The organism is Solibacillus sp. iso_87 (assembly GCF_056173085.1).
The window spans coordinates 139,693-151,325 of the sequence record NZ_CM149656.1; the positions used below are offsets into that span (position 1 = coordinate 139,693).

Below are 11,633 nucleotides of genomic sequence, written 5' to 3' on the forward strand. Positions count from 1 at the left end.
ATTTAAAATGGATAAATTATCGAATATTCCTTGGGGACTCATTGCGCCGTTATTAGTATTGCAATTGGTGCTTGGGGCGGTTGCCATTGTGGATATTGTACGCAGTTATGAGACGCGCGGCCCGAAATGGGTATGGGTGCTCGTATCAATGTTTGTTAATACACTCGGACCGGTCGCCTACTTTCTGTTCGGACGGAAAAGCCAATGATCTGTATTGAAGTGAATGGCCTCACAAAGCAATTTGGTGCAAAAAAAGTAGTGGATGATTTATCGTTCACTTTGCCTATGCATACATCTACAGCGCTGATCGGTCCGAATGGCGCAGGGAAAACAACTGCACTTTCGATGCTTTCTAATATACTAAAGCCGACAAGCGGCAAAATCATCATGCCGGATGTAAAGGATATTCGCAGTGCAATCGGCTTTTTACCTCAGTATCCCCAGTACTATTCCTGGTTGACTGCACTTGAATATATGGAGATGGTGGGCGGTTTAAGCGGTCTTGAAAAGCGTTCATTAAAAAGTGAATGCAAAAAGATGCTGGAATTTGTAGGTTTGCAGGATGCGATGAATAAAAAGACCGAGACGTTTTCAGGCGGAATGAAGCAGCGCTTAGGTATTGCCCAGGCAATAGTTCATAAACCAAAGCTCCTGCTGCTGGATGAACCGGTATCGGCACTTGATCCGGTTGGACGTCGGGAAGTGATGAACTTATTGAAGGAAGTACAGCAGCAAACGACGATTTTGTACTCAACGCATATTTTAAATGATGCTGAGGAAATGACCGATCAGCTGCTGTTTTTACGGGACGGCAAACTTGTCGAACAAGGTTCACTTACAGAGGTGAAGCAAAAGTTTGAGGAACCGCGCTATAAAATAACGTTCAAAAATGCGGAAGAAGCACTGCAATTTGTCAGTCAGTCTACAGGAGCTGTTGCTAACGGAATAGCAACATATGTGGAAATTTCAGATGAACGCCCATCGATGCAGCAGTTGCTTCAGCAGTTGGCGGCATCACCATATGAAGTTGTAAAAGTGGAGCGGGAAACGGCAAGCCTGGAAGAAATCTTTATGAAGGTGGCGGGGAAGCATGCAGCAATTTAAAGCATTAGTTTTAAAAGAATGGCGTGAAAGTGTTCGCAGCTTTAAAATTTTATGGATTCCGCTCGTTTTTGTCTTGCTCGGTATTAGTGATCCGCTCATGAACTACTTTATGGAAGATATTTTGCAGGCGGTTGGCAATATGCCCGATGGATTTATGATGACAATGCCTGAATTTCAGCCGGCTGATCTGCTTATTGCATCAACTGGTCAATTTCAGACAATTGGACTGCTCGTATTGATTACTGCCTATATCGGGTCAGTAAGCAGGGAGCGCCAAAATGGTACTGCAACCCTTCTCTATGTACGTCCGATGTCTTTTACAGCACTGTTTTTCAGTAAATGGATTGTTGCAAGCACAATTGCAATCATCAGTGCAATGGCGGGCTATGCGGGGAGCATGTATTATACAGTACTGCTTTACGGACCGGTTGATTTAGCGAAGTTTTTGGCGATGCTTGGTACGTATTGTATTTGGTTAATGTTTGTTATGGCACTGACTGTTGCTATGAGTGCAGCATTCCAAACATCGGTCGCTGCTGCTGTTACCATTATTCTCATTCCAGTCGGTCTGCTTGTTGACACATTAATCGGCAGTTTTTGGAGTGTCACACCTTGGAAGCTCGCAAAATACGGTACAGGCCTTCTTACAGATAACGTATTAATGGAAAATTATTGGTATACTTTACTCGTTGTCCTCATCCTAATTGTTGTCATAGTGGGGATTGGTATTAAGATGAGCAAGAAGAATATTCGTTATTTAAAAGTATAAATAGTAAGCAGAAATCATTGTATTTCAATTGATTTCTGCTTTTTTGTATTAACTTCCAGGAAAATTAGGAATATAATGAGAGTTAATTGTTTTATGAAGGTGGACTAGCATTTTTTATACTAATATAGAGCGATCCATTTTCTAAAATTTGCGCATAATAAACTTTATCGATGTCATGGATATTTTTCTTTGCTAATTTTTTTCTGAGCCAGTCTTCAGTAAGCTGAAGCTCCGTTAAGTTTTTTTGAATAATTTGCCCATCCGAAATCAATTCCATTGGCAAGTATTGAGGGGCAGGGGCAGATACGGATACGTCTTCTGTTGTTGCGGTCCGGGCAAGCGGCTTTTTCAGGACACTTAATTCTCCATTTGTTTCAAAAACGGCATAAAGTACTTCATCAAACGAGAAAATGCTCTGTTCACGCAACAGCATAGCAAGCTCGTCCGGATGAAGCCGTGCTTTTCTTAATTCACTATTTAAAATGACACCGTTACTGATGACAATCGACGGTTTATCGTCAAAAAGAATACGTGCTTTTGATGATCTGAATGAAATATAGCTGACGGCAATTGTTAATACAGCCCATACTATTAAAGAAACTATACCATCTAAAAATGGAGTTTCCACTTGAGTCGAAATTTCAGCAGCAATCGAACCAAATGTGATACCCGTAACATAGTGGAAGAAAGTGAGCTGACTCACTTGCTTTTTACCGATAATACGAGCGAGTATTAGAATTGCAAAAAATGAACAGCTTGCTCGTAAAATCATTTCACCAAGGTTCAGTTCTATAATAATCCCTCCTTATAAAGGGTAGTATGAAGAATAAGAAATAAACTATGCACCCTTAACACATTCAATATGCGAGGTGAAATTGAGGAGAAATTATAATCATCTTGCTGAATAAAAAAATTGTGCGAAATGTTATCGATCTAGCAGAAAGAATGTGAAAAAATGTCGACTACAACAATAAAACAATCAAACCCTGTCTATCCAATTATGGTCTCAATAGGGGTTTGTCACTTAATTAATGATACGATGCAGGCAGTTATACCGGCAATGTTCCCATTATTGGAGAGGGACTTAGGATTAACGTTTACACAGCTTGGTATGATTTCATTTGTACTGAATATGGTTGCCAGTCTGTTACAGCCGGCTGTCGGATTTATGACAGATAAGAAGCCATTTCCGTATGCATTACCGCTTGGGATGGTGAGCTCGTTTATCGGGCTGACAATGCTCATATTAGCAGGCGAATACTGGATGATTTTAGTGTCGGTCCTATTCTTGGGACTTGGATCAGCTATTTTCCACCCGGAAGGTTCACGCGTATCGTTTATGGCTGCAGGTAATAAGCGCGGCTTAGCTCAGTCTATTTATCAGGTGGGGGGCAATAGTGGACAGGCATTAGCACCATTACTAAGCGCATTCATCATTTTGCCATTCGGGATGTACGGCGTTTCCGTTATTCTTATTTTTACATCGATCGGTATCTTTTTATTAACGAAAATATCGATGTGGTATAAACGTCAGCTCGAAGCGGAAAAAAGATCAAAAATCAAAAAAATGCTGATTTCGTCCTTGCCTCCTTTAACGAAAAAGCAAGTGGGAATGGCTTTACTCGTGCTGCTGTTCATTATATTTGCCCGTTCATTTTACGTTACGAATATAACAAGTTTCTATGTCTTTTATTTAACGGAACAATATGGGATGAGTGTTGAGCGCGGTCAGCTGTTTATCTTTATCTTCATGGCAGTTGGGGTTGTAGGCACATTTTTTGGTGGTCCATTATCAGATCGCTTCGGTCGGAAAAATGTTATATTGCTGTCGGTGATCGCACCGATTCCGTTTTGCTTGGCACTTCCGTTTGTTCCGTTGCCTGCTGTAATGGTTTTACTCATTATTATCGGATTGCTGATTATGGTTAGCTTTACAGTAACTGTTGTATATGCACAGGAACTTGTCCCATCGAAAATCGGTACAATGGCCGGTTTAACAGTCGGTGTTGCATTCGGGATGGGTGCAATTGGCTCGGTTGTTATCGGAATCCTTATCGATAAGATGGGCATTCACTTTACAATGAATGCTATATCGGTACTGACATTATTATTGCTCGTAGCATTTTTCCTGCCGCGTGATCGAGTAGGGGAATAGGAAAATAAAAGAACTTCGGATTTTTATGTCCGAAGTTCTTTTTTAATAATCCTCCACCAAAATATATGTCATTCTCACGGGTCCGTGCACGCCGACGACTAAGTTCATTTCGATATCTGCGGAGTTGCTCGGTCCTGTAATGAAATTAATACAGGACGATACATGTGACTGCTCTCGTAAAAACTGAGCGGCTTGTGTCATGCGTGGAACGATGCTGCTTTTCGGTACAATAGCAATCGAATTTTCAGGCAAAAATGAAAGCGTTCGGCCAACTTCAGGTGACGCTTGAAGCATAATTGTGCCGGATTCCGCTAATGTCACGTTGCTGATTACGACACCGACATTTGCCTGTTCAGCAAAATCAATATTTTGTTCGCCGTTAGTAGCTTGCCACTTTAAATGTTCATATTGTTCAAAAACCGGGAATACATTCAAAACTCTAAAACGCGGATCATTGCTGTAAATTACACGCCCACCGCCGTAGCCTGCAATTGTTTCATTTAATATTTCAGGCAACTGCTGCTGTGTGCATTTTTTTAATGTAGTGTGGATATTCAAACATTGTTCTCTCAACACTTCGATAAGGTCTTCCATCGAAGCATCCTTCAATACTTCGGTTTGAGGGAGGTGTTTCCAGTTTCGTTCCGGTTTTGTTAAAGAAGGGGCGGACCTGCCAAGACGAGCAGCGACAGTTTGTAAAAAGGGTTCTCGGTTTTGGATCATTTAGATTTGCCTCCTTTGTTATGCTGTTCAAACCAGTCACGGAAACGTTCTTTTTGCACGGAAGGAAAATCACGATACGCTGTCCAGTTTTTCAGAGGGCCGGGACCATTTGTAATTTTCTCGTTTTTCGTGAACGGTTTCATAACGGTTGAAGCTACTTTAGTGCCCAACTGATAGATTGATTGCGTAGAAGTACCCATTCCAAATGCCTGCATTAGCAAACTTTCACTAATCGGGGCACGGCCTTCCCGTTCAACGATTACTTCCCGATGCTTGTGAAGCAATTGATGCAACGGAATTTTCACTGGGCATACATCCGTGCATGCGCCGCATAAAGTGGAAGCGTAAGGCAGCTCTTTATAATCCTCATAACCACCCAATAAGGGGGATAACACTGCACCAATCGGACCCGAGTAAATAGATCCGTACGTATGGCCACCGACATGGCGGTAAACAGGGCATGTATTAATACATGCAGCACAGCGAATGCACTGTAAAATCGACTGGAATTCGCCGCCTAAAATCGTAGAACGTCCATTGTCCACAATGACTAAATGGAATTCTTCGGGACCATCGACTTCGAGCGCTTCTTTTATGCCTGTCAGCACTGTAATATAGCTCGTCAACTTCTGGCCAACCGCGCTGCGTGTCAGCATACCGACGAGAACTTCCATTTCCTCAAATGTGGGTACTAAACGTTCCATCCCCATAACGGAAATTTGTGTTTTCGGCAATGCAGTTACTAAATCCGCATTTCCTTCATTAGTTACTAAACAAACAGAACCTGTTTCGGCAACGGCAAAATTGCATCCTGTAATCCCGATATCCGCCGTTAAGTAATGATTACGTAAAACTTTACGGGCATGCAGTGCTAGTTCTTCAGGTTGGGAGGAAGCTTTATAGCCAATTTTTTTTTCAAATACTTCCCGAATCTGATCTTTATTTTTATGAAGTGCCGGTGTCACGATATGAGAAGGCGGGTCATGGTCATCAAGCTGTAAAATATATTCGCCTAAATCAGTTTCAATCACTTCACATCCGAGTTGTTCCAAGTGTGAGTTTAAATTGATTTCTTCGGTTACCATCGATTTTGCTTTCACTATCTTTTTTGCATTTTTCTGTTGGGCAATTGCTGCAATGTATTCGGTAGCTTCTTCCGCAGTTTGTGCAAAAAATACATGACCGCCTCGCGCTTCAACATTTGTACTCAATTCATGTAAATAGTAATCAAGGTTTTCCAATACATGCTGCCGGATTTCTTCTCCATGATTGCGCCATTCTTCCCAATCTAAAGGGTCAACAGCAGCGCTCCGTCTCGTTTGAAAACGATGTTGAGCGCCGGCTACAGCACCGCGCATAAAATCGTTTTCCAAGTTGGACGAAAGACGTTCATTAAATTTTTGCTGACTGATTTTCATCGCCATTTGAAACACGTCCTCTCTATTAGCGGCTATTCAATATTTCTGCGATATGCATTGTTTTAATGTCAATGTTTTTCCGGTCAATCCGTCCGCCGATGTTCATCAGACATCCCGCATCAGCACCTATTAAATAATGGACAGCAATTTGCTCGGCAGAATCAATCTTTTCGTCTACCATTTGTTCTGAGATCGGTCCCATTTTAATGGAGAATGTGCCGCCAAAACCGCAGCAATTTTCTTTTAAAGGCATTTCCAACAGTTCAAGACCGTCTACATTCTGGAGCAATGTGAGAGGAGCCTGCTGCACTTTCAATAATCGTGTCATATGACAGGAAGGGTGATAAGTAGCCGTTCCGTTCAGTTTTGCTCCAACATCTTCAATTTTCAGTACATCGACAATAAATTGTGTAAGTTCATATGTCTTGTCTGCAATTCGTTGTGCCTTTTCCTGCCAAAGCGGTTCATCTTTAAAAATATGAATATATTCTTTCAGCATGTATGCACAAGAACCTGATGGACAGACGATGACTTCTGCATCTTCAAAAACTCGAATTGTGTTTTTCATCGTTTCTTTAGAAGCTTTTACATAGCCGCTATTATAGGCTGGCTGACCACAGCAAGTTTGGCCTTTTGGAAAACTTACTGTACAACCTAAGCGTTCCAATAACTCAACCGTGTTTTTTCCGATATTACTTTGAACCATATCGACTAAACATGTAGCGAATAATGATACATTCATCCAATCCCCCCTGTTCCATTAAATTTACAACTTTCTGACAATTAAGTCAACAGGTCATCTGATGACTTAAGAAATTAGGACTTAAAGAGAATAATATCGTATTAAAACATTATTGGTTGAAAAGTAAGGATTCAACAGTCTCAAGATGTTTTGCCATCGCCTTTTTAGCCTGTATATCATCTGCATTTACTAAAGCATTGTAAATCGCGGTATGTTCTTCGTGTAAATTGTATAGAGCAGCGTGATCCGTAGTGGATAAAATGGAACGGGTATGCTGGATTTGGCGTGCAATCGGCTTTGAAACACTTTGCAGCATCGAAACGAGTAAAGGGTTGTCCGCTGCTTCAGCGATGACTGCATGAAATTGCATATCGGCGTTACTGCTTGCCTCAGGATCTATTAGCGCATCGTTCATTTTACTGAGCGCTTCTTTTAATTGTTCAAGCTGACGAGCCGTTCTGCGTTTTGCAGCATTTTCAATTAATCCTAATTCCAAAATTTTTCGTACTTCAAATATTTGCTGTAAATCCTGCTGTGAAAAGGAGGCGTATGTAGGAATATTTAATGAAATATCCTGTGCCGTTACTTTGCGAATATAAGTTCCTTCTCCTTGGCGGATTTCGATAATACCACGTGCCTGCAGAGCAGTTAAAGCTTCACGAATTGCAGAGCGGCCAACTTCAAAGTTTTTTGCAAGCTGTTCAACTGAATCCAATTTATCACCAGGTGAAATTTCCCCGAGCGTAATCTTTTGTTCAATAATAGCAGCTATTTGTTCATATAGTTTTTTTGTTTTTGGTACTTCAAATTTCATATTATTAATCCTTTCTAAATAAAAATTCTAAAAAAAGCTGTTCCAATAACTTGGAAACAGCTTTCGTATTAAGGTTTTAATGATGTAAAACGATCTTTAGGAAGAACTTCAGGGTTGTTAACAGTACCTTCTGTTATATCAGCCTCTAAAAGTTTCCCGTTATAATTAAACTTGAATATGCCATTATCGAAGTCTGTCCCGATTTCCTTAAAGAAAATCCCTTCCAGAGCCACAATTTTAGGGCATGTAAACACGACTTTATAATAATCATTTTCCTGGATGATATAAGCACGAACACCTTTTTCGTAAACATCGATCAGTTCATCCTCAGAAGGACGCTTTACCGATACTATATGAAAATCAACGAATGGTACTTCTTTTAAGAGAACGTTCAAGAAAGAACCTTTTGTGATTTCCTCCCAGCGGCTTTGAGCACTCTGACCTACGATGATTTGCGTAATATTAAAGTCCATTGCAATTTCTGTAATCACTTTATAGAATGGACGTTTTTCATTATCCTTAATAATGAATTGTTCTACTTCCAATTCATCAGTCAGTTCCTTCCACTGTTCGATATAGCCGGATTTTTCCGCATCAAATGCATCAAGTGGCTTTGAATCAACAGTCAACACATATAATGGGCAGTCAAGTAATGTAGCAAGCTTGTGTCCTCGGCGAATTAAACGCTCACCATTTTGTCCGTAATATACACAAACCAAAATACTTTCGTCTAATCGGCCTTTAACATGTTTCATTTTAGTTCGCACCTCTTTTTCTTATCCTATAATAATGAATTGAATCCGAATATATTTTGAGAAATTAAGCATAATTGAGATAAAACGAAGGCTATTACAGTGCAATGCACCCATTATTATTGTATACTTATTTCTAAGATGCATATTTATATTCAGTAAATTTTTTGTTATATTTTTGCTTTTGTAATTTTTATTAAATTACTCTTGTTTGAAAATATATTCCCCATATGCCACATTATTATGAAGATAGTTATATAGATAGTCAAGTGTGATTGTTCGAATGCCGAACTTTACATATTTTATTGGCTCACTCGGTTAGGAGGTTATTGCTTTTGCTTATTGCTTTTTCGATTATGCTTCCGTTTCTTGCTGCAGCATTAATCCCATTAATATACAGGAGATTTAAGAATATACATTTAGGTTGGTTCGTATTAATTGTCCCTGTTGCCTTATTTTCGCTTTTAGCTACATATATCCCTCGAATTGCCAATGGCGAAGTGTTCATAAAGACATTTGAGTGGATCCCCTCTTTCGGTATTAATATTACTACTTATTTAGACGGCTTGAGTATGATTTTTAGCTTACTCATTACTGGGGTAGGCAGTTTAGTAATACTTTACTCAATTTTCTATTTATCAACGAAAGAATCATTACACCATTTCTATTGCTATTTACTATTATTTATGGGCGCGATGTTAGGCGTCGTCTTTTCGGATAACTTAATGGTGCTTTATGTATTTTGGGAGTTAACGAGTGTATCGTCATTCCTGTTAATTGCATTTTGGCATCATCGTAAAGCATCCCGTGCAGGTGCGCGGAAAGCAATGACCATTACCGTTTCTGGTGGTGTTGCGATGCTTGCTGGTTTTTTAATGTTATATGTTGCATCCGGAACGTTTAGTATTCGCGAAATTATTGAGAATTTGGATGTCGTGCAATCGAGTGTGTATTTTGTTCCGGCAATGTGTCTTGTACTTTTAGGTGCGTTTACAAAGTCAGCACAATTCCCGTTCCATATTTGGCTGCCGGATGCGATGGAAGCACCGACACCTGTTTCCGCCTATCTACACTCTGCAACGATGGTAAAAGCGGGTATTTACTTAGTAGCTCGTACAACACCGATTTTTGGCGGGCATGAAGTATGGTTTTGGGCAGTGAGCGGGGTAGGTCTTCTAACATTATTCTGGGGTTCCTTCAATGCGGTTCGTCAGTATGATTTAAAGGCACTGCTTGCATACTCAACAATTAGTCAGCTTGGACTGATTATGTCTTTATTCGGTCTTGGTTCTGCAGCACTGCATTTTGGATATTCAACACAATCGGTAATTTATACGCAGGCTACATTTGCTGCACTATTCCATTTAATCAACCACTCGACATTTAAAGGCGCGCTCTTTATGATGGTCGGAATCGTCGACCATGAAGTAGGAACACGCGATATTCGCAGATTAGGCGGATTAATGTCGTTAATGCCCTTTACATTCACGATTGCTGTAATCGGAAGTGCCTCAATGGCAGGTTTACCACCATTCAATGGCTTTTTAAGTAAGGAAATGTTCTTTACAGCAACTTTAAAAATTACACAGCTTGATATTTTCTCACTTGATAGCATCGGTCTTTTATTCCCGATTATCTCCTGGGTGGCCAGTGTTTTTACGTTTATTTACTGTGTCATTATCGTCATGCGTACATTCTTCGGGAAGATACAGCCGGATCGTCTGGAAAAGCCACCACATGAAGCGCCATTTGGTATGTTAATATCACCATTTATTTTAGTTGCATTCGTTATTGGAATCTTTATATTCCCGAATGTTTTAGGACATTATATTTTAAGTCCGGCGATGGCAAGCATTTACCCAATGTTCCCATCCGTAGAGGAAATGACACCTCATATCGCAGCATGGCATGGTTATATTAATACGGAACTTATTATGACATTTGGTGTCATTGTTGTAGGTGTTTTCTTATACCGTACATTAAAAAAATGGCGTCCAGTCTATCAGTTAATTCCGCAAAGCTTTACATTAAATGCGATTTATGAACGTGTCATTAATTCAAGTGAGGGTGTATCAGGACGTGTAACAAACCGTTATATGAATGGTAATTTAACTTATTATTTCGTTTATATATATGTGTTTTTAGTCACTCTGCTTGCAGGGTATATGATTTATGCTGACGTATTCAGCTGGGATCCTTCAAAAGACTCGGTTGTTGAGCCTTATGAATTAGTTCTTGTATTCGTTATGATTGCGGCTGCAATTGCAATCATTTTTGCCAAGCAGCGTATTACAGTCGTGCTGTTGAACGGGGTACTCGGTTATTCTGTTGCCTTTTTCTTCGTAGTATTTAGAGCCCCGGATTTGGCGCTCACGCAGCTTGTCGTTGAATCGGTCACAACAGCGCTGTTCTTACTATCATTTAAATATTTACCGAAGCTTAAAAATGAGTATATTTCGAAAAGCTGGCGTTTTGCGAAGATTACAATTTCGATTGCGGTCGGTGCAACTGTGACACTAATCGGATTAGCTGTAATGAATTACGATCGTTTTGAACCAATTTCAAAATTCTTTGAGGACTCGTATGATTTGGCGGGCGGGAAAAATATCGTTAACACGATTTTAGGTGATTTCCGTGCATTTGATACGATGCTTGAAGTAGTAGTACTTTTCATTGCAGGTCTTGGCGTCTACACACTTATTAAGCTTAAGGCGAAAAAGGGGGATGCAGACGTTGAAAGTAAATGATGTTATTTTAAAATCAGTCGTACGAGGCGTTGTGTTCATCGTCTTTACGCTAGGTATGTATTTATTTTTTGCGGGACATAATGCTCCGGGTGGTGGATTCATCGGCGGATTAGTGCTTGGCTCGGGCATTGTCCTGCTATATTTGACGTACGACATTGAAACCGTGCATAAAGGCATGCCTTTCGATTTTAAAAAAGTTGCTGCAATCGGTGTATTGCTGGCGACAGGTTCGGCGATTGCCTCAATTTTCTTTGATGTACCATTTTTAACACAGACAGATGGCTATTATAACCTCCCGTTAGTAGGAGAGAAGCATTTGTCGACTGTTACGATTTTTGAAGCAGGTGTCGCATTGACGGTTGTCGGTACACTCGTAACGATTATTTTAAATATAAGTGAGGATGAATAG

General features: G+C 40.2%; 12 protein-coding genes. 6 read left to right on the forward strand and 6 right to left on the reverse strand.

All coding sequences use genetic code 11. The features are described 5' to 3' along the window. The first annotated feature begins 7 nt into the window (after positions 1–7). Genes AC0VXV_RS00700 through AC0VXV_RS00710 form a run of 3 tightly spaced genes read left to right on the forward strand, consistent with a single transcriptional unit; the run spans position 8 to position 1,873 of the window. Complete coding sequence (locus AC0VXV_RS00700; protein ID WP_475529916.1) at positions 8–208, forward strand: PLD nuclease N-terminal domain-containing protein; 201 nt, start codon at positions 8–10, stop codon at positions 206–208. Further along, positions 205–1,104 carry an ABC transporter ATP-binding protein gene (locus AC0VXV_RS00705; protein WP_475529917.1) on the forward strand — a complete coding sequence of 300 codons (900 nt, stop codon included), beginning with the start codon at positions 205–207 and terminating at the stop codon, positions 1,102–1,104. The genes AC0VXV_RS00700 and AC0VXV_RS00705 overlap by 4 nt, the downstream gene beginning before the upstream one ends. Continuing rightward, on the forward strand, positions 1,091–1,873 hold the full coding sequence (locus tag AC0VXV_RS00710) for an ABC transporter permease (protein WP_475529918.1): 783 nt from the start codon (positions 1,091–1,093) through the stop codon (positions 1,871–1,873). The genes AC0VXV_RS00705 and AC0VXV_RS00710 overlap by 14 nt, the downstream gene beginning before the upstream one ends. Positions 1,874–1,964: 91 nt before the next feature. Here AC0VXV_RS00710 and AC0VXV_RS00715 read toward each other — a convergent pair whose 3' ends face one another. Next, the gene (locus AC0VXV_RS00715) at positions 1,965–2,645 is read right to left on the reverse strand and encodes a YetF domain-containing protein (RefSeq protein WP_475529919.1); all 681 of its coding nucleotides are present in this window, start codon (positions 2,643–2,645) and stop codon (positions 1,965–1,967) included. A 183-nt stretch (positions 2,646–2,828) separates the two neighbouring features. Between AC0VXV_RS00715 and AC0VXV_RS00720 the strand changes: the two genes are divergently transcribed. Then, positions 2,829–4,028, forward strand: a complete 1,200-nt coding sequence (locus AC0VXV_RS00720) for an MFS transporter (protein ID WP_475529920.1) — start codon at positions 2,829–2,831, stop codon at positions 4,026–4,028. A gap of 42 nt (positions 4,029–4,070) precedes the next feature. Here AC0VXV_RS00720 and AC0VXV_RS00725 read toward each other — a convergent pair whose 3' ends face one another. From AC0VXV_RS00725 to AC0VXV_RS00745, 5 genes are all read right to left on the reverse strand, one after another. Continuing rightward, entirely contained in the window at positions 4,071–4,751 is a 681-nt protein-coding gene (locus tag AC0VXV_RS00725; RefSeq protein WP_475529921.1) for a LutC/YkgG family protein, read from the reverse strand. Next, positions 4,748–6,175, reverse strand: coding sequence for a LutB/LldF family L-lactate oxidation iron-sulfur protein (locus AC0VXV_RS00730; RefSeq protein ID WP_475529922.1), 1,428 nt, complete (start codon positions 6,173–6,175; stop codon positions 4,748–4,750). The genes AC0VXV_RS00725 and AC0VXV_RS00730 overlap by 4 nt, the downstream gene beginning before the upstream one ends. Before the next feature lie 19 nt (positions 6,176–6,194). Then, positions 6,195–6,911: a (Fe-S)-binding protein gene (locus tag AC0VXV_RS00735; protein ID WP_475529923.1), complete on the reverse strand. Its 717-nt coding sequence runs from the start codon at positions 6,909–6,911 to the stop codon at positions 6,195–6,197. Positions 6,912–7,020: 109 nt separating this feature from the next. After that, a complete protein-coding gene (locus tag AC0VXV_RS00740) occupies positions 7,021–7,725 on the reverse strand; it encodes a FadR/GntR family transcriptional regulator (protein ID WP_475529924.1) in 705 nt (234 codons plus the stop codon). Positions 7,726–7,793: 68 nt separating this feature from the next. Further along, positions 7,794–8,480: a histidine kinase gene (locus AC0VXV_RS00745; protein ID WP_475529925.1), complete on the reverse strand. Its 687-nt coding sequence runs from the start codon at positions 8,478–8,480 to the stop codon at positions 7,794–7,796. A 332-nt stretch (positions 8,481–8,812) separates the two neighbouring features. On the opposite strand from AC0VXV_RS00745, the gene AC0VXV_RS00750 reads away from it, so the two are divergent. Both AC0VXV_RS00750 and AC0VXV_RS00755 read left to right on the forward strand, forming a co-directional pair. After that, positions 8,813–11,224: a Na+/H+ antiporter subunit A gene (locus AC0VXV_RS00750; protein ID WP_475529926.1), complete on the forward strand. Its 2,412-nt coding sequence runs from the start codon at positions 8,813–8,815 to the stop codon at positions 11,222–11,224. Further along, positions 11,211–11,633, forward strand: coding sequence for a Na(+)/H(+) antiporter subunit B (locus AC0VXV_RS00755; protein ID WP_413079875.1), 423 nt, complete (start codon positions 11,211–11,213; stop codon positions 11,631–11,633). Before AC0VXV_RS00750 ends, AC0VXV_RS00755 begins: the two co-directional genes overlap by 14 nt.